Consider the following 22641-nt stretch of genomic DNA (forward strand, 5'->3'; position numbering starts at 1 on the left):
TCAATCGGGACTTGCCGGCAAGCTGACAGTTGCCGCCAGCGTTCATCCGGCCGACCGGCGCGGCGCCTCCGCCTCGCCGAACGGGTCGTCGACGATCGGCCAGATGGCGCGGTCGAATGTCTTGTAATCGGCCTCCGCCGGATGGCTCGGATAGCCGCCGGGCACCGACACATAGACGATCTGGCTGGCGATCGGCGCGAATCCGGCATGGAAATGGTTGGTCGACTTGATCAGTAGCACGCGCTTTTCGGCCGGCTCGATGCCCAGATTGGTGAATATGTCCGGTTCGAAAGTCTGCGTGCGGTTGGAGTTGACGATGATGTCGATCTGGGTTCCCGCGAGCCGCAATACGGCGGTCGGCCCCAGCGTTACCCGGCTCGCCTGGAAGGACTGCCAGCCCGGATCGGCGAGCTTGCGGATCTCGAACAGCCCGTCGATCGGCGCCCCGCTGGTCGCGTGCGTCTTGCCGCCGATGCGCATTTCAAGCTGCGTGCCTTCGCCCGCGCCACGGGCGAGCAGCGCCGCCTGCGGGTCCCAGATGGTCGCCACCCCGACCGACTCGATGCCCGCATCGATCAGCGCGCGCAGCAGCACGGTGTTGTCGCCCGCCGTGCCGCCGCCCGGATTGTCCCAGACGTCGGCGAGCACCACCGGCGCGGCGCCGGCGGGCGTCGCCTTGACACGCGCCACCGCCGCCTCGGCCGGGATCAGGTCCATCTTGGTCGTCCCGCGCATCGCGAACACCTCGCGGCCGAGGGTTTCGGCGAGCGCGTCGCCGCTGGCCTTCGCGCCGTCGGTGACGACCATGACCTGCGTGCCCATTTCGGGCACGTCGCCGGCCATGAAGCCGTGGATCAGCGAGACCGACAGCACCTTGTCCTTGCCCTCGAGCGCCTTGATGCGGTCGACGAACGAGCGCATCGGCTCGCGGCTGGTCGGAAAGATGTCGATCATCCGGCAGTCGAAGGTCGAGATCACCGGCCGCGTTCGCCCGCGCGCGGCGGCGAGCGCGAGGTCGACCACATGCTCGGCCCGCGCCTCGAAATCGGTGTGCGGAAACTCCAGGAACGCCGCCAGGATGTCGGCCGCCTGAACGCGCTTCTTCGTCAGATGGCTGTGCGGGTCGAGTTCGGCGGCAACGATCACATCGGGCCCGACGATCGTGCGCACGCGCGCCAGGAGGTCGCCCTCGCAATCGTCGAGCCCGCGCGCCACCATCGCCCCGTGCAGGCCGAGCACCACGCAGTCGACTGGCATCGCCGCCTCGAGCTGCGAGAGGATCTCGTCGCGCAGCGCTTCGTAGACGTCGAGCCGCACATAGCCGCCCGGCTCGGCCCAGGCGGCGGTGCCCTCGATCACCTCCAGATCGGGGTCGAGGGCGGCGCGCCGGCGCAGGACCGGCATCACCGCCGAGCAAAGCGTCGGCGTGTCGGGATGCGCGCCCGGCGCCGCGTAAAAGGCGGTCTCGAAGGACAGCCGGTCGGTGGGCACGGGCGAGAAGGTGTTGGTCTCGGTGGCCAGCGAGGCGGTGAAGACGCGCATCGTCGATACCTCCGCCGCCTGTCAGAGAGGCTTGTAGGCGATCGCCTCGATCTCGACCTTGATGTCGATCATCAGGCGGGCCTCGGCGGTGGTGCGCGCCGGCGGGTTGGTGGCGAAGTGCCTGCCATAGGCCTCGTTGAAGGCGGCGAAATCGTCCCGGTCGGTCAGGTAGACATGGGTCTTGATGACGTCGGCGAGCGTGCAGCCGGCCATCTCCAGCACCTGCTTGATATTGGCGATCACCTGGTCGGTCTGCGCCCCCACATCGGCGCCGACGACCCGGCCGTCCACCACCGGCACCTGTCCGGAGACATAGACGAAGTCGCCGGCCCGCACGGCGGGCGACAGCGGCACATGGGCGGCGCCGAAATGTTCGATGGTCATGATTGGTCCTTTCGGTTTGCGTTACTTGACCGCGCCGACACCCAGCCCGCGCACCAGATAGCGTTGCAGCCAGGCAAAGATGATGGCGACCGGGATGGTTGCGACGAGCGAGGCGGCCATCACGTGATGCCATTCGACCGTGTAGCGCCCGGCCACCAGCGAGAAGATCTGGATCGGCAGGGTGTAGCTCTCCTGCCGGCGCAGCATTGTCAATGCGATGACGAATTCGTTCCACGCCTGGATGAACGAGAAGATCGCCGTCACGGTGATCGCCGGCACCGCCAGCGGCAGGAAGACGCGGACCAGCGCCGATGCGTGCGAGGCGCCCTCCAGCCAGGCGGCCTCCTCGAGGTCCCTGGGGATGGTGGCGAAATAGCTCTGCAGCATCCACACGGTGAACGCGATGTTGAACGCGCCATAGACCAGCACCACCGAATTGACGTTGTCGATCAGCCCCAGCGCGGCGGCGATGCGAAACAGGCCGATCACCAGCACGATCGGCGAGAGCATCTGCGTGACCAGCAGGAACTGGCGCAGGAAGCCCTTGGCGCCGAAGTCGAAGCGGTTGAGCGCATAGGCGAACGGGATCGACACCGCGATCGCGATCGCCGTCGACAGGACGCCGACATAGATCGAGTTCCACAGCGCCGGGCCGAAATTGGTCGCCGACCACATGGAGACGAAATTCTCCCACGCCAGCCGGCTGGGCACCCAGTTCGGCGTCAGCACCTCGGTCGGCGGCTTGAGCGCGGTGATCAGCATGACCGCGAACGGAAACAGCGTCACCACCACCAGCGGCGACAGCACCGCCCAGGCGATGACCGTGCGCTTGAGTTTGGCGCTCATTCGCGCACCTCCCGCGAGGCGAGATAGACGTAAAGGATGGTGAAGGCGAGCAGCAGCGCGAACATCATCAGCGACAGTGCCGAGGCCTCGCCGAGCTTGCCGAAGCGAAAGCCGAGCTTGTAGAGATAGGTGACCAGAATGTCGGTCGAATTGGCCGGCCCGCCCTGCGTCGTCGCCCAGATGATCGGAAACGAGTTGAACACGTAGATCGTGTTCAGCACCACGGCGATGTTCACGAAGGGCCGCATCAGCGGAAAGGTGATCTTGCGAAAGGTCTGCAGCGGCGAGGATCCCTCGAGCCGTGCGGCCTCGTAAAGATCGCCGGAAATCGACGACAGCCCGCCAAGGAAGATCGTCACCGTGAACGGCACCGTCACCAGGATGCCGATCATGATCTGCACCGGAAAGGCGGTCGCCGCCTGGGCCAGCCATTGAATGTTGGTATCGATGATGTTCAGGTTCTTCAGGCCCGAATTGAGCATGCCGCTCTCGCCATTGAGCGCCCAGCGCCAGACGATCGCCGTCATGGTGATCGACACCGCCCAGGGCAGCATGACGATGACGCGCGCCACGCCGCGGCCGTAGAAGTCCTCGTGCAGGATCATCGCCACGGGAAACGACACCGCCAGCGCGCCGAAGACGATGCCGAAGGTCCAGATCAGCGTGCGCCACAGCGCGCCGATGAAGTCGGGATCGGTGAAGACGGCGACATAGTTCTCAAGGCCGGCGAAACCGCGCAACTGGCCGAAGCGATTGACCTCGCTCGTCGAGATCACGCCGAGCTGATAGAGCGGCCACAGCACGATGAAGGCCGCGAGCAGAAAGCCCGGCATCACCAGGGCATAGGGCGCAAGCGGTGCGGTTCGCTGCATGGCTCGGAGGTCTCTTGCCGTGTCGCCGAGAAGATCACCGCGCCGGGGGCGCGATGATCCATGAAGCCGGGCGCCCGGTGCGCAGGGCACCGGGCACGCCGGGCGTTACTGGTCGAGGATCTCGTTGATCTCGGCGGCGGCCGCATCGAGCGTCGGCTGGATCTCGCCTTCGCCCAGATAGATCGTCTGCAGCGCATCCGAGGTGATGCCGGCAATCTCCTCCCAGCCGGCGATGACCGGCGCGAAGCGGGCATCGGGCAGCAGGGCGGTGAACTCCTTCAGGTCCGCATTGTCGGCGAAGGCCGGCATGGCGGCAACCTCGGGATTGACGGGCAGGAAGCCCTCGCCCTCGGTGAACTTGGCGCGCCACTCGGTGGTGAAGATGAAGTCGAGGAACTCCCAGGCAAGCTCCTTGTTCTGCGAGTTCTCGAACATGATGATCGAGTCCGTCACCCCATAGGTGCCGCGATCGCCGTCCGGTCCGGCGGGAATGGCGGTCACGCCATAGTCCAGATCGGGCGCTTCCTCGGCGATCTGGCTCGACAGGAACGGCGCGGTGATCATCATGCCGACCTTGCCCTGCTTGAACAGGTTCTGCACGTCCTCGCGGTTATAGGCGGTCACGCCGGGCTGCGTCGCGCCGGCATCGATCAGCGACTTGTAAGTCTCGGCCGCCTGATAGCCGGCCTCGGTGTCAAGGCCCGACGTGCCGTCCTCTTCGACGAGATCGCCCCCATAGGCCCAGAAGGCATAGTAGAAATAGACGTCCGTCTCGATTTCCTTGCCCTGCATGCCGAAGCCGGCAATGTCATCGCCCAGCGCCGAGATCTTCGGCGCCGCTTCGGCCAGTTCGTCCCAGGTCTGGGGCGGGCCGTCGATCCCGGCCTGCTCGAGAAGGTCCTTGTTGTAGTACATGGCACGCGCCGACGCGGCGACCGGAAGGCCGTAGGTCTGCCCGTCCATCACCGAGGGCGACAGGAACACATCGAAGAACCGGCCGCGGAAGTCCTCGTCCATATATTCGTCGAGCGGGGCGGCGATGCCCTCGGAGACGAAGTCGATCAGCCAGCGCGTGCCGATGATCGACAGGTCGGCATTTGCGCCGCCCGAAATGTCGGTGGTCAGCTTCTGCAGCAGCACGTCCCAGGGCACGACCTCGATCTGCACGTCGGCGTCCGGATTGGCCTGTTCGAAAGCTTCGGCGGCCTCCTCGAAATAGGGGCCGGTCTTGGCGCTGTATTCGGCGACGGTCACGCGCAGTGACTGGGCCGATGCCAGCGTCGTGGTCATTGCGAGCGCAAGGGTGAGCCCCGTTGCGCCGAGTGTGAATCTCTTCATGGTTTCCTCCGTTGGAACACGCATTGCGCGTGCAATGGGCCATCCCGTGCGCCCGGCCGGGGCGGCCGAGCGCTAATGTAATCTTTTTACGTTTTGCGCGCGAACGCAAGCGGTTTTTGAGTTTTTTGTTGCGAAATTACATTTTTGTCGTTAGCGTTGCGTGGCCGGCCGGCATTCGCCTCCGGTTTGCGATGCCAACAAGGGATGCAGGATGTTCGGGCTCGAAGGCAAGAGGGTTGTCATTACCGGGGCGAGCGGCGGCGTCGGCATGGCGCTGGTCGGCCGATTCGCCGAGCTGGGCGCGGTCGTGGTGGCCTGCGACGTGCCGGGCACCGATTTCGGCGCGTTGCCCGTCGACCGCTACCATCTGTTCGACATCACCGATCGCGACGCGGTCGAGACCGCCGCCCGGGCGATCTGCGAGGACGGCGCGCCCGACGTCATGGTCTCCAACGCCGGCTGGACGCGCGCCGAGACGATGGCGCAGCTGACAACCGAACGGTTCGACCATGAAATGGACCTCAATTTCCGCGGCGCGGCCGACCTGTCGCGCGCGCTGCTGCCGGCCATGCGCGCCAATCCCTCCGGTGCCAGCTTCGTCTTCGTCTCCTCGGTCAACGCGCTCGCCCATTACGGCAATCCGGCCTATGCGGCGGCCAAGGCCGGTCTTGGCGCCTGGGCGCGGGCGCTCGCGGCCGAAGAGGGCGTCAACGGCATTCGCGCCAATGTCGTCGCGCCCGGTTCGATCCGCACCGCCGCCTGGGATCACCGCATCGAGCGGGACCCGGCGATCCTCGAGCGCGTCTCGTCCTTCTTTCCGATCGGCCGCATGGTCGCGCCGGGCGAGGTCGCCAATGCCGTCGCGTTTGTGGCGTCGCCCCTGGCGAGCGGCATCACCGGCGTCACAATTCCCGTCGATGGCGGGCTGAGCTCGAGCCATCTGCCCTTCGTGCGGGAGATCGCCTGATGCTCACGCATTCGCGAGGAGAGCCCTGATGGCGACGCTGGAGCTCAGGAGCATCGCCAAGCGCTTTGGCGCCGTGACGGTGATCGAGGACCTGTCGCTTTCCATCGCCAAAGGCGAGTTCGTCGTGCTGGTCGGCCCGTCGGGCTGCGGCAAGTCCACGCTGCTGCGCATGATCGCCGGGCTCGAGCCGATTTCGGGCGGCGATCTGCTCATCGACGCGCGCCGCGCCAACGACATCGCCCCGCAGCGCCGCGACATCTCCATGGTGTTTCAGTCCTACGCGCTGTTCCCGCACATGACGGTGCGCGACAACATCGCCTTCGGCCCCAATGTGCGCGGCGAAAACGCCGACGAAGCCGCACGGCGCATCGAGCAGGCAAGCGCGGTCCTCAACCTGACCGATTATCTCGAGCGCAAGCCGGGCCAGCTTTCGGGCGGTCAGCGCCAGCGCGTCGCCATGGGCCGCGCCATTGTCCGCGATCCCAAGGTGTTTCTGTTCGACGAGCCGCTGTCCAATCTCGATGCCAAGCTGCGCGTGCAGATGCGCACCGAGATCAAGGCGCTGCACCAGAAGCTCAAGACCACGATCGTCTACGTCACCCACGACCAGATCGAGGCGATGACCATGGCCGACCGCATCGTCGTCATGAACGGCGGCAGGATCGAGCAGACCGGTGCGCCGCTCGAACTCTACGACCGGCCGGCCAACCGTTTCGTTGCCGGCTTCATCGGCTCGCCTGCCATGGGTTTTCTGTCCGGCCGCTACGTCACCGGCGGCAACGGGCCGGCGGTGCACATAGGCGATCAGGCCGTCCTTCCCGTCGCGCCCGTCGCTGCGGCGGACGGCACGCCCGTGACGGTCGGGCTGCGGCCGGAGAATTTCCGCCGCGATGCCGACGGTCCGCTTGCGATGACCGTCGAGGTGGTCGAGCCGACCGGGCCGGAGATTCACGTCTTCGGCCACATCGCGGGCACCGAGATCCGCGCGGTGTTCCGCGACCGCGACATTCCCGAGCCCGGCGAGACCCTGCATCTGGGCGTCGATCCGGCGCTCGTCCATGTCTTCGATGATGGGAGCGGCCAGCGCCTGTGAGCACCCCAGCCCGAGCAGCCGAACTGTCCACCCGCGCCGGTCAGACCGTCGACATCGTCGGCCGGCTGCGCGAACGGCTCGAAAAGGGCAAGGACGCCGAGCGCCGCCTGGTCGAATGCATCCTGTCGGATCCGCAATTCGCCGCCCATGCGCCGATCGCCGAAATCGCCGAGCGTGCCGCCGTCAGCGAGCCGACCATCACGCGCCTGGCCCGGGCGCTGGGTTTTTCGGGCACGCGCGACATGCGCTTTCATCTCGCCCAGGCGCTCGCCATCGGCGGTGCCTATCTGCGCGAGCCCCCGCCCAGCCCCGACGAGGGTTCGCTGACCAACAATCCGATAGCCGCCGTCGCCACCGGCGCCCATGACGCGCTCGACCTGATGACCTTCGGGCTCGTTGAGTCCGACATCAAGGCCATTGCCCGCCGCGTGGCCGACGCGCCGCAGATCCTCGTCTGCGGCACGGGCGGCGGCTCGTCCATGGCGGCGGTCGAGTTGCAGAACCGGCTGTTCCGGCTCGGCCTCAAGGTCACTGCCCAGACCGACCCGCAATTGCAGCGCATGAACGCCTCGGTGCTGGTCGACCCCGACGTGATCATCGGCTTTTCGATCTCCGGTCAGGCGCGCTCGGTGCTCGATGCGCTGCTCATCGCCCGGCAGTACGGCGCCCATGCGGTGGCCGTCACCGCCCCCGACACGCCGCTGGCGGCGAGCACCGACACGATGCTGCCACTGACCTTTCGCGAGGATGGCAATCTCTACAAGCCATCCTCGGTGCGCTATGCGCTGCTGGCCGCCGTCGATATCCTGTCCATGGCGACAGCCCATGCCGTCGGGCCGGGCGCCATCGAGCATCTGCGCCGCGTGCGCCAGAGCCTTGCCAGCCAGGACATCCGCAATCCCAAGCTGCCCATCGGTGACTGAGTTGACTGACTTTCCAAGCCTTGAGACGCCCTGCGTGCTGATCGATCTCGACCGCGTCGAGACCAATCTCGGCCGGGCGCAGGCCTATGCCGATGCCCATGGCCTGGCGCTGCGTCCGCATGTCAAGACGCACAAGCTGCCGCGCTTCGCCCGCCGACAGGTCGAGCTCGGCGCCAGCGGCGTCACCTGCCAGAAGCTGGGCGAGGCCGAGGTGATGGCCGATGCCGGGCTCGACGACATCCTCGTGACCTACAACATCCTCGGCCAGGCCAAGCTCGACCGCCTCGCCGCGCTGCACGCCATGGCGACGATCACTGTGGCCGCCGACAACGACACCGTCGTCGACGGCTATGCCCGGCGTTTCACCGATCCGACGCGGCCGTTGCGCGTTGTCGTCGAGTGCGACACCGGCGCCGGGCGCTGCGGCGTGCAGTCGCCCGAAGCCGCGCTGGCGCTCGCCCGGCGCATCGATGCCGCGCCGGGGCTGCATTTCGCCGGGCTGATGACCTATCCGCCCGCCGGCAAGACCGCCGAGGTCGGCCATTGGCTGACCGCCGCGCGCGATCGTCTCGTGCAGGCGGGTCTTGCGCCGCAGATCGTCTCCAATGGCGGCACGCCGGACATGTACCGCGCCCATGAGGTGAGCGCCGCCACCGAGCACCGGCCCGGCACCTATATCTATTCGGACCGCATGCAGGTCGGCTTCGGCCACGGCACGCTCGACGATTGCGCCCTGACCGTGCTCGCCACGGTGGTCAGCCGGCCGACGCCGGACCGCGCCGTCATCGATGCCGGTTCCAAGGCGCTTGCCGCCGATACCTGCGCCGCGCCCGGCCACGGCCACGTCGTCGAATACCCCGACGCGGTGATCACCGCGCTCAGCGAGGAGCATGGCATCGTCGATCTGACCGCCTGCGCCGATAGGCCGCCGATCGGCGCGCGCCTGCGCGTCGTTCCAAACCATGTCTGCGTCGTCTCGAACCTGTTCGACGAGGTCCATCTCGTCCGCGACGGCCGGCTCGAAGACACCGTGCCCGTCGCCGCGCGCGGCCGGCTCGCCTGATCCGACAAATGGAGCCCAAAATGACCTACGACACGAACCCGTTCCCCAAGGCCGATGCCGACCGGCACGCCATGTGGGAAATGCTGGTGCGCCGCGACATCGATGCCTTCATCGCCCAGGACTGGTCGATGGTGGAGGGCGATTTCGCCACCGACCGCTTCTTCGGTCTGCATGGCCATTTCCGCGCCAATCCCGATAGCTGGCGGCTCGATTTCCCCACGCTCGATGCGTATCGCGACGAATGGCTGCGCCAGGCCGCCGAATCGGCCCGCACGGACTATGCCGAGCCGCTGCGCGAGGCGCTGTTCCGCACCACCAATCTGCGCGACATGGAGATCGACGGCGACCGGGCCGTGCTTCACAAGAAGTTCGACGGCACCGTGGCCCGCGCCGACGGCACCGTCGACCGGCTCAACTGGCAGACGCTCTATTTCTGCCACAGGATCGACGGGGCCTGGAAGATCGCCAGCTTCGTCGGCTACATCCCGCATCCGCTCGGCTGATCTGCGGCGCCGTCAGCGCCGGATGAAGCTCGTGTAGATGAAGCCGCGCTGGCCGTCATAGACCACCGCGCACCAGTGCTGGCAACGCGCCTGCGTCTGCAACTGGGCGTTGGCCGGCACCACCGCCAGCACCGCTGCCCCATTGTCCGGGCCGGCGCGCATGTTCACATATTCGCTTGCCCGGCCGGCGACCATGTCCGGCTCGGCGGCCGCCGCAGGTTCGGGCGCCACAGCGGCGGTCTGGGTTGCTGGTTCGGCCGGTTCGGGCTCGGCCGCCGGGGCGGCGGCGTCGCCGGCAGCTTCGCCGGGCGCCGCTGTCGCCAACACGCCCGAGCCGTTCGCTGCCGGCTCCGACGGTCCGGGCAGCTCGAACAGCGCCGTGCCCTGGGCCGCCATGCGCGCCTCGATGGCCAGCGCCTCGGCCTCCGTCTCGGCGATCTCGACGGCCGGGGCCGGGCCGCTCGCGCCGACCGAACCGCCCGTTCCCTGCATGCGCGTTTCGGCATTGGCAAGGGTTGAAGGCGTCGGCTCGACGAGGCGCTCGGCCGATGCCGGACCCGGACCGGTCCGCGCCGCAGGCTCGGCCCGGGCGGCCATGGCGCTCGTGATGATTCCGGGATCGGTCCGCTGGCCGGCCGTATCGATCTCGAGCGAAGCGCCGGCCTGGCCTTCCGATGGCTCGATGATCACGGGCGCCGGGCTGGTGGCGATGGCGATCGCGTCGGCCTTTTCGGCTTCGGTCAGTTGCCGCTCGAAGGAATTGGCGCCGGCCTGCTCGTTGACCGGCCCGACCGAGCGAAATGCGCTCGCACCGAGCACGGTGCCGGCGGTCAGCGCGGCGACGGTCAGCGTGCCCGCCGCGACATAGGGAAGGACGACGCGCAGCGTCGGGTTGGGCCCGGTCCGGCCGCGGCCGGCGGGCTGCATGGGATAACGCATGATCTTACTCCAGTTTCGCAGGCGCGAATGGAGCGTTGCTTGCGCCATCCGCGCTGCCCCCATGGCGGATGACATCGCCCGCCAAGGCGGCGAGAATGCGGACGCCCGCCGCCGCGACCGGTCACGTTCGGAAACACCGATGTCGATTTCGGTGAGGCGCCGGCACGGCCCGGTCGCCTCAGGAGTGGCGCACCTTCTCGGGCAGGATGCCGCGCGGCGCAAAGCGCAGGAAGAGCAGCAGCACGAAACCCATCACGAAAAGGCGGAACGGAGCGGCGATGTCCTGCAGATGCCGGTACAGCTCGGTGCCCGGATCCATGTCGGCGGTGACCTGCGCGATGATCCAGGCGCCGGCCGGCTCGGCCTGTACCCAGCAGAACCAGACGAGGAAACCGCCCAGCACCGCGCCCAGATTGTTGCCCGACCCGCCGACGATCACCATCACCCAGACAAGGAAGGTAAAGCGCAGCGGGTTGTAGGTGCCCGGCGTGAACTGGCCGTCCAGCGTCGTCATCATCGCACCGGCGATGCCGATCATCGCCGAGCCCAGGATGAACACTTCCAGATGCCGCTTGGTCACGTTCTTGCCCATGGCCGAGGCGGCTTCCTCATTGTCGCGGATGGCGCGCATCATCCGGCCCCAGGGCGAATTGAGCGCGCGCACGCACAAGGCGAGGAGCACGAGCAGCACGACCGTGAACAGGCCGGCATAGGCGATGTCGACGAAGTAGCCCGACCCGTCCACGACCAGTTGCCGCAGCGCCTGCTCGCGCGCGGCCGCGTCCGTGATTCCGGCGAGCCGGTTCTGATAGACGCGCTCGACCAGTTCGATGAACCAGGCCTGCTGCTGCAGGTCGATCTCGTAGGGCACGGGCCGGGGCAGGCCGGTCACGTTCTTGACGCCGCGCGCCAGCCAGTCCTCGTTCTTCAGGATCGCGATGACGATCTCGGCGATTCCCAGCGTCGCGATCGCCAGATAGTCGGTGCGCAGGCCCAGCGCCACCTTGCCGATGATCCAGGCGACCGCCGCCGCCACGAACCCCGCCGCGATCCACGACAGCGTGATCGGCAGGCCGAACCCGCCGATGAAGCCGGTCGCCGCCGGATCGACCGACTCGATCGCGCCGACCGCCGAACCGAACACCGGCCGCAGCAGCGCATAGCCGACGATCACGGTCACGAAGATCAGGAAGGAGCGCGTGCGCCCGCGCGTCGCCGAGACCAGAAAGGCGATGGTGGCGACGATGGCGAGCACGATCAGCAAGGACAGGGCGAGCCCGCGCCCGCCGACCTGCAACGCCTCCCAGACCGGCGGGTGCGCGACGAGCACCGCCGTCACGCCGCCAAGCGCGGTAAAGGCCATCACGCCGGCATTGAACAGGCCCGCATAGCCCCATTGCAGGTTCAGCCCCATCGCCATGATCGCCGACACCAGGCTCATGTTCAGGATCGTCAGCGCGACGGCCGGCGACTGGAAATAGCCGGTTGCGACCAGCGCCCCGCCCATGAACACGAAGGCCAGCGGCGCGCGCAACGGCGATTGCCGGCGCTCGACGATGGCGTGGACCGGCGCCTCGTCGGCATTGGCCGACTTGCGCGTGGCGACACCTGCCGCTCCGGTGACGGTCGTATCGGTCATTACTTGATCACCGCCCCCCTGAAGATGCCGGTCGGCCGGATCAGCAGCACCACGACCAGGATGATGAAGGAGATGGCGAACTTGTAGTCCGTGCCGAGCAGTTGCACCAGCCCGTCCGGCTCCCATTGCTCGGGGACCAGATAGGCGATGAAGCGCTTGTAGGCATAGGTCATCATCACTTCGGAGAAGGCGACGATGTAGCCGCCCACCACCGCGCCGATCGGCTGGCCGATGCCGCCGACGATCGCTGCCGCGAAGATCGGCAGCAGGAGCTGGAAATAGGTGAACGGCTTGAAGCTCTTGTCCAGGCCGTAGAGCGCCCCGGCGATCGTGGCCAGCGCCGCCGCCAGGATCCAGGTCACCAGCACCACGCGGTCCGGGTTGATGCCCGACAGCAGCGCCAGGTCCTCATTGTCCGAAAAGGCGCGCATCGCCTTGCCGGTGCGCGACCGGCGCAGGAAGGCGAACAGCGCGATCATGGTGACGATGGCGACGACCAGGCTCAGTGCCTGCGTGGTCTGGATGGCGAGTCCCTCGTCGAGCCCGGTCATCTCGCGGAACTCGCGGGCGCGGATGATGAAGCGTTCGCCATCGGTGAAGCTGCGATTGTCGGTGCCCATGATCACGCGCACCGTCGCCGACAGCATGAACATCACGCCGACGGAGGCGATCACCAGCACCACCGGCGCCACGCGGCGCTTGCGATAAAAGGAGAAGACAGACCGGTCGATGCCGATGGCGATGATCGCCGTCACGACGATCGCCGGCACCAGCGCGATCAGTGCGGTGGGCAGCGGGCCGGCGCTGACGCCGTTGGCCTGAAGCACCCAGGTCAGAAGGATCACGATGGTCGTGCCCATCGCCATCAGATCGCCATGGGAAAAATTGGCAAAGCGCAGGATGCCGAACACCAGCGTCACGCCGAGCGCGCCCAGCGCCAGCTGCGAGCCATAGGCCAGCGCCGGCACGAACACGAAATTGCTCATCAGCACGAGGGCGTTGAGAATGTCGGTGGTCTCGGGCAGCATCGCGCTCAGCCTCCCAGGAAGGATTGTCGCACCTGGGGGTCGGCGAGCAGTTCCTCCCCCGTGCCCTCGCGCCAGTTGACGCCGCCGACCAGCACATAGCCGCGATCGGCGATCTCGAGCGCCTGGCGGGCGTTCTGCTCGACCATCAGCACCGCAAGCCCGGTGTCGCGCACTTCGAGGATCCGGTCGAACAATTCGTCCATGACGATCGGCGAGACGCCGGCCGTCGGCTCGTCGAGCATGAGCACGCTCGGCTGCGTCATCAGCGCGCGGCCGACGGCGACCTGCTGGCGCTGGCCGCCGGAGAGTTCGCCGGCATGCTGGCGGCGCTTTTCCTTCAGGATCGGAAACAGTTCGAACACCTGTCCCATCGTGCCCGAAATGTCGTCGCGGCGCAAAAACGCACCCATTTCGAGATTTTCCTGCACGCTCATCGTGGTGAACACATTGCCCGTCTGCGGCACGAAGGCGATGCCTTCGCCCACGCGCGCCTGCGGCGTGAGCGCGGTGATGTCCTTGCCGCCGAGCGTGACCCGGCCCTTGCGGATCGCCAGCATGCCCAGCATGGCCTTCATGGCGGTCGACTTGCCGGCGCCGTTCGGCCCGACGATGACGGCGATCTCGCCCTTGTCGACGCCGATGGTGCAGTCCTTGATGATGTCGGCGCCGCCATAGCCGCCGGTCATGTCCTCGCCGACCAGATACATCAGCCGTCGGCTCCGGCTTCGGCCTTGACCGTCTCGGCGCCGTCATCGGCCGTTTTGGCCTGCTTCTTCTTGCGCGAGCCCCGGCCCAGATAGGCCTCGATCACCGCCTCGTTGGCGCGCACTTCGTCGGCCGTGCCCTTGGCGAGCACCTTGCCCTCGGCCATCACGATGACCGGATCGCACAGCCGGCCGATGAAATCCATGTCGTGCTCGATCATGCAGAACGTGTAGCCGCGCTCGCGGTTGAGCCGGACGATGGCATCGCCGATCTCGTTGAGCAGCGTGCGGTTGACGCCCGCGCCCACCTCGTCGAGCAGGACGACCTTGGCATCGACCATCATGGTGCGGCCCAGTTCGACCAGCTTCTTCTGCCCGCCCGACAGGTTTCCGGCCAACTCCTGGGTCAGGTGCGTCAGGTTGAGAAAGTCGATGACCTCCATTGCCCGGGCGCGGATCTGGCGTTCCTGCCGGCGCACCTCGCCGAATGAGAACCAGGCATTCATCAGGTTCTCGCCCGACTGGTAGGGCGGCACCATCATCAGGTTCTCGAGCACGGTGAGCGTGGAGAACTCGTGGGCGATCTGGAAGGTGCGCAGCAGGCCCTTCTCGAACAGCTGGTGCGGCTTGAGCCCGGTGACGTCCTCGCCGTCGAGCAGGATCGTGCCGCTGGAGGGCTTGATGTTGCCGGCGATGATGTTGAACAGCGTCGTCTTGCCCGCGCCATTGGGGCCGATCAGCCCGGTGATCGATCCCTTGGCGACGCGCAGCGAGGCGTTTTCCACCGCGTGCAGGCCGCCGAAATGCTTGTAGACGGAGTCAACGACGATCATCGCGCTTTGGGCCGCCCCCGCGGAAGGATTTTCTGCTGTATGTCGGCAATTCCGGCGCTTGTGCAACGCCTGTGCGGTCGCGTCAAGCGTGTCGGTTTGACTGGCGCCCCAGCTCCGCCGCCCGGTCGCGGGCCGCCCTGACCGCCTCCTCGAGCAGCGCGCTCAGCCCGCCGGGCCGCATCAGCACTTCGAGCGCGGCGGCGGTCGTCCCGTTCGGGCTGGTCACCTGCTCGCGCAGGGCCGCCGGGTCCTCGGCGCTCTGCCGGGCATAGGCGGCCGCGCCATAGACGGTCTGGATGGCGAGCCGGTGGGCGATGTCCTCGGGCAGGCCGGCCGCCGCGCCCGCCGCGCGCAGCCCCTCGATCATGTGGAAGACATAGGCCGGCCCCGAGCCCGATATGGCCGTGACCGCGTCCATCTGCGCTTCGTCGTCGACGGTGGCGACGACGCCGCTGGCCTTGAGAAGTGTCCGCACGCCGTCGAGCTGGCGGTCGCTGACCGTGGTGTTGGGGCACATTACCATCATGCCCTCGCCGATGGCCGCCGGCGTGTTCGGCATCACCCGCACCACCGGCGCGCCGGGGGCGAGCGCCTGTTCGAGCCGCGCCAGCGTGATGCCGGCGGCCACCGACACGAAGGTCGTGTCCGATCCGCGCTGCGAGAAGCGGACATAGTCGCGGACCACCGAGTCGATCGCCTGCGGCTTGACGGCGAAGACGATCAGGTTCGGCGCCAGATCGTCGGGCAGGGCCCGCGCGGTCGAATAGGTGCGCGCGCCCTCGTCGCTGGCGCGCAGCAACAGCGCATCGAGAGGTTCGACCACGTGCACGTTCTGCGCCGAAAGCGTGCCCGTCGCCAGCCAGCTGCGCAGCATGGCGTGACCCATATTGCCGCACCCGACCAGGACGACGCTTGTCAGATGCCTCACCAAGGCTGTGTCCCTTCGTTGCATTGTCCGGCGACGAAGCTGCAATACCGTTCATGCATGTGCAAGCGCTGTCGGTGCCAATCCACCGCCGGTGCCGCTCAATCCCCGCGCATCGGCAGCCGGGCGGTCAGGCGCAGTCCGCCAAGGGCGACAAGCGTTGTCAGCCAGATCGGGTCGGCGCGGCGGAAATAGAAGCTTTCCAGCGCTGCCGTCAGCACGGAAAACACCGCGATCATGTAGAACAGATCGGCCAGGATCGCATTGTCGCGGCTGTGGCCGGACCGCGCATAGTCGATCGCCGGCGCGATCGCGACGAGCCAGACCATCAGGGCCAGTCCCGGCAGGCCGAAGAACAGCACCACGTCCATGAACCCGTTGTGGCCGTGGATGATGCCGCGCGGATCCCAGGAGCGGTCGAAGGGCTGTTCGGTGTCCAGAAGCAGCGGCGTGCGCCAGAACCCCTCATAGCCGAACCCGGTCCAGGGCCGAGAGAGCACGTAATCGCCGGCAAAGTCCCAGATCGCCGTGCGGCCGGTGAACGTCACATCGGCGACGATCGAGGTCAGCACGGTGTCGAAGGCCGGCACGAAAACCGAGCCGAGCGTGAGCATGTGTGTGCCGGCGATGGCCGCCAGCGAAGCGACCACTGCGAGCGGGCGCAGGCCGGCGAGCGCGGGCACAAGGACGATCGCCACGACGACGGGCGCGAGCGCCAGCGAGGTCTTCGAGCCCGCCTGGACCATGAAGGCGAAGGCGAGCGCGGCGATCAGCGCGCCGGCGCCGAGCCGGCCCCGCCGCATCAGGTAGATCCCGGCGAAGCCGACCATGACCATCACCGGCCCGGCGATGTTCTTGTGCGTGAAGGTGCCGCGCCACAGCCCGGCATGCTCGGCCTCGAATTCGCCGGCCTGGTGCACGGCGGCGTCCGGAAACACGAGCAGGCCCGCATAGCACGTCGCCAGCAGGGCGATTGCGGCGATGGCGATCGCCCGATCGAAATCGCGCAGGCTCGCCGGCAGCAGCGCGACCGAGCCGGCAAGCCCGGCGGCGATCAGCGAGAACAGCACCGAGCGCCACACGCTTTCGCCCGGATCGCCGGTAAGGGCCGAGGCGGCGACGATCGCCAGCATGGCGATCCACGGCACGCCGACAAAGGCGCCGACCACGCGCCGGTCGACAAGCGAGACGATGGTCGCCAGAACGGCGGCCGCCATGGCGCTGTAGCCGAGCTGGTTGATCAGCCGGCCGGCCTGCACCGCTTCGCCCGAGCGAATGTACTCGGCCTCGAAGGGACGCAGCGAAATCCAGATCAGCGCGAGCACGGCCGTCGCCAGCGCAAGGCGCAGGTGGTCCTGCGTCAGGCGCACATGGACCCTTGCGGCCTCAGTCGGCAGGGTTGCGGTACTGCTCATGGGCGTAGCCGAACTCCGAAAGGATGCGCCCGGCCGCGATGTGCACGGGATAAAGCGCGTTGAGCAGGCAGCCCGATCGGGCGAACCCGGCCAGCGCGCGCGGCAGCGCCGCAAGCGCGAGCGCCAGGCTTTCGGCGATCGTGGTCACACGTCCCAGGCGCGCATTGGCGCGGCGGCGATGGGCGATCAGCGCCGAGAGCTGGCCATTGCGCAGCGCGCGGTCGCGGATCCAGCGCCGCGACACGCGGGTGCGCGGGATCGACTCGCGGACGGCCGCCTCCTGGCACCAGGCGGCGGTAAAGCCGGCATCGCGCGCCCGCGCCAGGAAATCGGCATCGCCGCCGCCGGTGAAATTGAACACCGGGTCGAAGAAGGGCTGCGCCATCGCCTGCAGCACGTCGCGGCGGACCAGCAGATTGCCCGACGAAAAGAGCGCCGGCACCGGGCCGGTGGCGTGATAGTGCGGCGTGAACACCGGATGGCGCGTCCATTTGCCGTTCGACCCGGTCTCGAACACGGGCAGTTGCGGCCCGCCGACCAGGGCGGCATCGAACCGCGCCGAGGTGGCGCACAGCGCCTCGATCCAGCCCGGGCTCGCGATCTCGTCATCGTCGATCACGCACAGGGCGCGCAAATTCGCAAAGGCGGTCAGCGCGGTGAACCAGCCGGCATTGTAGGCATGGCAATTGCCGCGATCATGGGCGACGATGACCAGGCCCTTGTGCGTGCCGTCCTCGAACAGGTCGGCGACCGCCCGTGCGCCGGCGCGTTCCTCGGCCTCGTTCTCGATCACGATGACGGCGAAAGGCCGTTCGGTGGTCTGCGCCTTCAGGCTGTCCAGCGTGCGCACCAGATGCTCGGGCCGGCGAAACGTCGGCACGGTCACCACGACCTCGATCGCGCCGGCGTCGAGCCCCGGCGTCTGGGCGACAAGCGAGATGTTGTCCGCCAGCCTCTGCTTCATCGGCGTTCTGCCTCGATTGCGCGTGCGCATCGACCCAAGCACGAAAGCCGTTAAGGATCGATTGAGGCTCCCGTCGCCGGCAAGCGCGCGATGCGCCGCGGCTTAAGCGGACCTTCATCCATCTGTGCTAGCCCGGCCATCCAAGCAACCGCGCACGATCCCATGCATCTCGTACTCGCCACCTCGCTGGTACCCGCCGGTCAGCCCGAAAGCGGCTACGAAATCGCCAATGCCGCCATCGCGGACGCCTTCGCCCGCGCCGGCGTCCGGGTGACGCATCTGGGCTTCAAATGGCCAGACAAGCCGCTCGCCGATCCGCACAACACCCATTGCCTGGGCAGCGTGCAGGTGCGCACCGCCGATGCCGGTCTCGGCCAAAAGCTCATCTGGCAGGCCAGATCCATGGCCGGCAATGTGCCCTTCGTGTCGGCCAAGCTGCGTGTGGTGCCCCGGCGTGCCGTCGCCGAGGCGATCGCGGCCATCGGCGCCGACGCCATGGTGGTCAATGGCACCGCGCTGGCTGGCGCCTTCGAGCCGGCGCTGACATCGGATCGGTTCATCTACATCGCCCACAATGTCGAGCATGAAAGCGCCGCCGATGCGGCGCGCCACGCGCAGGAGCCGGTCGAGCGCTTCATGTATCGGCGCGAGGCGCGTCTGCTCGAGGGGCTGGAACAGCGGCTTGTGGGCGGCGCGCGCCACGTGCTGACGCTGTCCGAAGAGGACCGTGCCGCCTTCGGCCTCGCCGGCTCGCCGCGCGCCGGCGTCCTGCCGCTCGTCACGCCGGCCGCCGATGGCGCGAGCGGGCCGCGCGTTCCGGCCTTCGACATCGGCATGATCGGAAGCTGGACCTGGGCGCCCAATCGGATCGGGCTCGAATGGTTCCTGCAGCACGTCATGCCGCATCTGCCCGAGCAGGTGACCGTGGCGGTCGCCGGCGCCCTGCCGGCGGGCTTTCCGCAGCGCGACCGGCGCGTCCGCTTTCTGGGCCGGGTTCTCGATGCCAAGCAGTTCCTGCGACAGTGCCGGGTGGTGGCGCTCGCCGCGCGCGCCGGCACCGGGGTCCAGCTCAAGACGATCGAGGTCTTCGAGATGGGCCTTCCGGCCGTGGCGACGCCGTCCTCGCTGCGCGGCATCGCGCAAAGGCCGGACAATCTGCGGGTTGCCGATGCGCCACAGGCGTTTGGCCAGGCACTGGCCCGGCTCGTGGTCGATCACCGCACCGGCGCGGCCGGCGACGTCGACGGCGCTGCCTTCCGATCGGCGCAGATCGCCGGCATGGACGCGGCGATCGGCCGGGCGCTGGAGGCCATCTCGGTAAACGGCCGATAGTCGATCCGCGCTTTCGGATTAACGCAAACAAAAGCCTTGCCGGCTAGTGTGCGGTAGCGACCAATCGGGGGCGGACGCACACGATATGACCGATCTGGCGGCCATGGATATCGAGACGATCCCGCATGCGGCGCGCGATATTCTGGGCGTGCGCGTCCATGACATGACGCGCGACCGCGCTCTCGCCCATGTTCTAGGCATGATCGACAGCAGGCTGCATTGCCCGGTCACCTTTCTGAACGCGCACAACGCCAATATCGCTTTCACCGATCCGGACTTCCGCGCAACGCTGTCGCGCTTTCTGGTGCTCAGCGACGGCATCGGCGTCGATATCGCCGCATGGCTGCTGCATGGCGCGCCCTTTCGCGCCAATCTGAACGGCAGCGACTTCGTGCCCGCGCTTCTGGCCGCCGCCGACCATCCGCTCAAGGTGGGCCTTTTCGGCGCGCGTCCCGGCGTGGCGGAAAAGGCGATTGAGGCCTTCGCGCGCATCGATGCGCGCCACCAGTACCGCGCGCTCGCCCATGGCTATGTCGATGCCGACGATGAACGCGCGATGCTGGACGAACTGGCACGCTGGCGCGCCGACATCCTGCTGGTCGCGCTCGGCGTGCCGCGTCAGGAAATGTGGATCGCCGCCAATGTCAGGGCCCACCACTGCACCGTGCCGATGGGCGTGGGCGCGCTGTTCGATCTGACCACGGGCACCGTGCCGCGGGCCCCGCGCTGGGTGCGGGCGGCGCGCAGCGAGTGGGTTTACCGGCTGGCGCAGGAGCCCGGACGCATGTGGCGGCGCTACCTGCTGGGCAACCCGGTCTTCCTGTCCCGGGTCGTTCGCCAGCGCCTTGGCGCCACCCTGCCCGGGGAGAGCACCGCATGAGCCCCGCCGCCGTGCCGCCAGGCAAGACCAACGCGATCGTCACCGCCTCCTATGCGCCCGATTTTCCGCGCTGCCGGATCCTGTGCGAGAGCATCGACCGCTTCGTGACCGGCTTTGACTGCCATTACCTGCTTGTCGATACGCCCGATCGCGACCTGTTCGCCGCGCTCGAGGGGCCAAGGCGCAGGATCGTCACCGACACCGAGCTTCTGCCCTGGTGGCTGAAACGGATGCCGCAATCGCTGTCGCCCAGGCAGCGGCGCATCTGGCTGAGCGCGCTCACCCTGCCGCTGCATGGCTGGCACGTCCAGCAGCTCAAGCGCATCGCCATCGCGCATCGGCTCGATGTCGACGGGCTGATCTATTGCGATTCGGACACCGCCTTCGTCAAACCCTTCGATGTCGGCGCCATCTGGCGCGGCGACGCCATGCGGCTCTATCGCGAGCGCGGCGGCGCGCTCAAGGCGCTGGCCGATCACCGCCACTGGGTGACCCATGCCGGCGAGGCGCTGGGCATCGCCGAGGCCGACCGCGCCGATCACGACTATATCTGCCAGTTCGTCACCTGGAAGCGCCAGACCGTTGTCGACATGTGCGCGCACATGGAGCGGCTGCATGGAAGGCCCTGGCCGGCGGTGATCGGCCGCAGCCGCAAGTTCTCCGAATGCATGATCTACGGCGCCTATGTCGAAGGCGTCCTTGGCGGTGCGGGGCACTATATCGATGCCGAGACGCTGTGTCCGATGCAATGGTTCGATCCCGCGCCGAGCGATGCCGAACTGCAAGCGGTCGTCGACGGGCTGAGCGAGCGGCAGGCCGGCATCGGCGTGCAGTCCTTCATCGCGCTCGAGCCGGCCCGCTTCCGCGCCGCCGCCTTCGGCGAGCGTCTGGCCGCCTGATCACACGCGAACCGCGCGGCGCCCCATCGCCCGGTAGGTGATCGAAAACGACACCAGATAGAGCGCGGCGAAGACGGCATTGATCCACACGAGCCAATGCTCGATGTCCCCGGCTCTTCCCAGCAGGGCGACCATCAGCCCGGCCTTGATCGTGCCGACCACCGCATAGAGCACCAACCGCGTGAAGGTCTGCCCGCGCCCGTACAGCAGTTCGGCCTGATATTCGATCAGATTGCGCAGCCCCGGCACGAGCAGCACCATGACCAGCAGCGGAGCCGCCTCGGCGACATTGGTGCCCAGAATGTCGGGCTTGACCGAAAAGACGAGGACCATTGCGACCAGCGCCGCCGTCGACAGCGCAAACACGCCCGCCTCCAATGCCGCACGCATCCGCACACCGTCCAGAAGCTGCGGCCGGCGCATCAGCCGCTGGGTGAGCAGCGTCGAGAAGGTGCGCACCGGCATGGCGGTCAGGTCGACCAGCCGCATGACGATGGCATAGAGCCCCGCCGCCATCGGCCCGCCAAGCGACAGCACGATCAGCTTGTCGAGTTCGTTTTGCACATAGAACAGCACTTCGGCGCCGCTCACCGACAGCGCGTCCGGCACCCGCCGCCGGAACAGCCGCAAGGGCAGGCGCAGCCGCTGGCGCGGATAGAAGACGGCCACCGCAAGGGCGGCCATGGCGGCTTGCCCGCCCATGTAGATGACGGCCCATTGCGCAAGGTCCGGCGCCGGCGACAGGGCGAGCGCCAGCGCGGCGGCGGCCTTGACCGAAAAGCCGAAGACGATGACGACCGAGGCGCGGCCGAAGCGTTCGAGCCCCTTGTTGACGGTGATCACCACTTCCAGCGTCCGCCACAGCACGATCTCGGTGCCCGCGATCATGGCAAAGACGACAAGCGGCATCGCCGCGCCGAAGAACAGCGCGTGCGCGCCCCATCCGACCGCAGCGACGAGCGGCAGCGAGATCGCGACCGCCAGCAGATAGCCGCCCGTATAGGCGCCGATCAGTTGCGGCTTGACGGTCGCGATCCGATAGAGCGGCGACACGAAGCCGAAGCCGGCAACGCGCGACAGCACGATGCCGACGGATGAAGCCGTGGCGAACAGGCCGAATTCGGCGATCGTCAGCGTGTTGGCGACGAGGTAGAAATAGAAGAGCTGGATGAAGACCCGCGCGCCATCGCCCGAAAAGGCGCGCGCATACTTGCCGGCCAGCACCGCGAGCGATTCGTCGCCGGCAGCGCGTGTCTGCAATGTCGGGTTGTCGGCGGCAAGCTGTTTCACGTCGCGCAGGTTAGGGTGCAACGCTTAAGATCGCGTATGCCGCCTGGCGATGCTCTCGATCGCCGGCAATGCCCGCTTTCCGAAACGGAAATTAACCCTTTGTTTCCCATGTCCGTTCAATCTGCGTTTACCGGACCGGCCCGGGCGGATCCTCAATTCTCGCGTAAGCAGTGATGTTTGAACCCAGACCAGAAACGGCCCCCAGATCGCTGCTCATGCGCGCGCGCGCCGAAGCGGCAGAACCGCGCGAGGCGGCCGATGC

The 22641-nt window shown here is 67.6% G+C and carries 22 protein-coding genes; 8 read left to right on the forward strand and 14 right to left on the reverse strand.

The annotated features are described in order from the left end of the window. Nucleotides 1-42: 42 nt before the first annotated feature. The 5 genes from RBB34_RS10690 to RBB34_RS10710 form a co-directional block, all read right to left on the reverse strand. The gene (locus RBB34_RS10690) at nucleotides 43-1542 is read right to left on the reverse strand and encodes a M81 family metallopeptidase (protein ID WP_306119208.1); all 1500 of its coding nucleotides are present in this window, start codon (nucleotides 1540-1542) and stop codon (nucleotides 43-45) included. A 21-nt stretch (nucleotides 1543-1563) separates the two neighbouring features. Further along, nucleotides 1564-1929 carry a RidA family protein gene (locus RBB34_RS10695; protein WP_306119287.1) on the reverse strand — a complete coding sequence of 122 codons (366 nt, stop codon included), beginning with the start codon at nucleotides 1927-1929 and terminating at the stop codon, nucleotides 1564-1566. 18 nt (nucleotides 1930-1947) lie between these two features. Then, on the reverse strand, nucleotides 1948-2772 hold the full coding sequence (locus RBB34_RS10700) for a carbohydrate ABC transporter permease (protein WP_306119209.1): 825 nt from the start codon (nucleotides 2770-2772) through the stop codon (nucleotides 1948-1950). Then, the gene (locus RBB34_RS10705) at nucleotides 2769-3644 is read right to left on the reverse strand and encodes a sugar ABC transporter permease (RefSeq protein ID WP_306119210.1); all 876 of its coding nucleotides are present in this window, start codon (nucleotides 3642-3644) and stop codon (nucleotides 2769-2771) included. The genes RBB34_RS10700 and RBB34_RS10705 overlap by 4 nt, the downstream gene beginning before the upstream one ends. 105 nt (nucleotides 3645-3749) lie before the next feature. After that, nucleotides 3750-4982, reverse strand: coding sequence for an extracellular solute-binding protein (locus RBB34_RS10710; RefSeq protein WP_306119211.1), 1233 nt, complete (start codon nucleotides 4980-4982; stop codon nucleotides 3750-3752). 211 nt (nucleotides 4983-5193) lie between these two features. Here RBB34_RS10710 and RBB34_RS10715 point away from each other — a divergent pair, with 211 nt between their 5' ends. Genes RBB34_RS10715 through RBB34_RS10735 form a run of 5 tightly spaced genes read left to right on the forward strand, consistent with a single transcriptional unit; the run spans nucleotide 5194 to nucleotide 9531 of the window. Next, nucleotides 5194-5949 carry an SDR family oxidoreductase gene (locus tag RBB34_RS10715; protein WP_306119212.1) on the forward strand — a complete coding sequence of 252 codons (756 nt, stop codon included), beginning with the start codon at nucleotides 5194-5196 and terminating at the stop codon, nucleotides 5947-5949. A 28-nt stretch (nucleotides 5950-5977) separates the two neighbouring features. Beyond that, nucleotides 5978-7042 carry a sn-glycerol-3-phosphate ABC transporter ATP-binding protein UgpC gene (ugpC, locus tag RBB34_RS10720; protein WP_306119213.1) on the forward strand — a complete coding sequence of 355 codons (1065 nt, stop codon included), beginning with the start codon at nucleotides 5978-5980 and terminating at the stop codon, nucleotides 7040-7042. 53 nt (nucleotides 7043-7095) lie between these two features. Further along, nucleotides 7096-7965 carry a MurR/RpiR family transcriptional regulator gene (locus tag RBB34_RS10725; RefSeq protein ID WP_306119288.1) on the forward strand — a complete coding sequence of 290 codons (870 nt, stop codon included), beginning with the start codon at nucleotides 7096-7098 and terminating at the stop codon, nucleotides 7963-7965. A 1-nt stretch (nucleotide 7966) separates the two neighbouring features. Beyond that, nucleotides 7967-9028: a D-TA family PLP-dependent enzyme gene (locus RBB34_RS10730; RefSeq protein WP_306119214.1), complete on the forward strand. Its 1062-nt coding sequence runs from the start codon at nucleotides 7967-7969 to the stop codon at nucleotides 9026-9028. Between the two features lie 20 nt (nucleotides 9029-9048). Beyond that, nucleotides 9049-9531 (forward strand): hypothetical protein, encoded by a 483-nt coding sequence (locus RBB34_RS10735; RefSeq protein WP_306119215.1) that lies wholly within the window; start codon nucleotides 9049-9051, stop codon nucleotides 9529-9531. 12 nt (nucleotides 9532-9543) lie between these two features. On the opposite strand, the gene RBB34_RS10740 is transcribed toward RBB34_RS10735, so the two are convergent. The 8 genes from RBB34_RS10740 to RBB34_RS10775 form a co-directional block, all read right to left on the reverse strand. Further along, nucleotides 9544-10470 (reverse strand): SH3 domain-containing protein, encoded by a 927-nt coding sequence (locus RBB34_RS10740; protein WP_306119216.1) that lies wholly within the window; start codon nucleotides 10468-10470, stop codon nucleotides 9544-9546. Nucleotides 10471-10648: 178 nt separating this feature from the next. Continuing rightward, a complete protein-coding gene (locus tag RBB34_RS10745) occupies nucleotides 10649-12109 on the reverse strand; it encodes a branched-chain amino acid ABC transporter permease (protein ID WP_306119217.1) in 1461 nt (486 codons plus the stop codon). Then, on the reverse strand, nucleotides 12109-13137 hold the full coding sequence (locus RBB34_RS10750; protein WP_306119218.1) for a branched-chain amino acid ABC transporter permease: 1029 nt from the start codon (nucleotides 13135-13137) through the stop codon (nucleotides 12109-12111). The genes RBB34_RS10745 and RBB34_RS10750 overlap by 1 nt, the downstream gene beginning before the upstream one ends. 5 nt (nucleotides 13138-13142) lie before the next feature. Then, complete coding sequence (locus tag RBB34_RS10755; RefSeq protein WP_306119219.1) at nucleotides 13143-13844, reverse strand: ABC transporter ATP-binding protein; 702 nt, start codon at nucleotides 13842-13844, stop codon at nucleotides 13143-13145. Next, on the reverse strand, nucleotides 13844-14674 hold the full coding sequence (locus RBB34_RS10760; RefSeq protein ID WP_306119220.1) for an ABC transporter ATP-binding protein: 831 nt from the start codon (nucleotides 14672-14674) through the stop codon (nucleotides 13844-13846). The genes RBB34_RS10755 and RBB34_RS10760 overlap by 1 nt, the downstream gene beginning before the upstream one ends. Nucleotides 14675-14756: 82 nt before the next feature. Continuing rightward, nucleotides 14757-15626: a pyrroline-5-carboxylate reductase gene (gene proC, locus RBB34_RS10765; RefSeq protein ID WP_306119221.1), complete on the reverse strand. Its 870-nt coding sequence runs from the start codon at nucleotides 15624-15626 to the stop codon at nucleotides 14757-14759. A gap of 74 nt (nucleotides 15627-15700) precedes the next feature. After that, a complete protein-coding gene (locus RBB34_RS10770; protein WP_306119222.1) occupies nucleotides 15701-17014 on the reverse strand; it encodes an O-antigen ligase in 1314 nt (437 codons plus the stop codon). After that, entirely contained in the window at nucleotides 16986-17978 is a 993-nt protein-coding gene (locus RBB34_RS10775; protein WP_306119223.1) for a glycosyltransferase, read from the reverse strand. Before RBB34_RS10775 ends, RBB34_RS10770 begins: the two co-directional genes overlap by 29 nt. 162 nt (nucleotides 17979-18140) lie before the next feature. On the opposite strand from RBB34_RS10775, the gene RBB34_RS10780 reads away from it, so the two are divergent. The 3 genes from RBB34_RS10780 (at nucleotide 18141) to RBB34_RS10790 (ending at nucleotide 21089) form a co-directional block, all read left to right on the forward strand. Further along, entirely contained in the window at nucleotides 18141-19310 is a 1170-nt protein-coding gene (locus RBB34_RS10780; protein ID WP_306119224.1) for a glycosyltransferase family 4 protein, read from the forward strand. A gap of 85 nt (nucleotides 19311-19395) precedes the next feature. Further along, complete coding sequence (locus RBB34_RS10785; protein WP_306119225.1) at nucleotides 19396-20190, forward strand: WecB/TagA/CpsF family glycosyltransferase; 795 nt, start codon at nucleotides 19396-19398, stop codon at nucleotides 20188-20190. Further along, nucleotides 20187-21089: a DUF6492 family protein gene (locus RBB34_RS10790; protein WP_306119226.1), complete on the forward strand. Its 903-nt coding sequence runs from the start codon at nucleotides 20187-20189 to the stop codon at nucleotides 21087-21089. Before RBB34_RS10785 ends, RBB34_RS10790 begins: the two co-directional genes overlap by 4 nt. Here RBB34_RS10790 and RBB34_RS10795 read toward each other — a convergent pair whose 3' ends face one another. Then, nucleotides 21090-22379 carry a lipopolysaccharide biosynthesis protein gene (locus tag RBB34_RS10795; RefSeq protein WP_306119227.1) on the reverse strand — a complete coding sequence of 430 codons (1290 nt, stop codon included), beginning with the start codon at nucleotides 22377-22379 and terminating at the stop codon, nucleotides 21090-21092. Nucleotides 22380-22641 lie beyond the last annotated feature (262 nt).

It is taken from the genome of Roseitalea sp. MMSF_3546 (genome assembly GCF_030732865.1).
Lineage (GTDB): Bacteria > Pseudomonadota > Alphaproteobacteria > Rhizobiales > Rhizobiaceae > Roseitalea.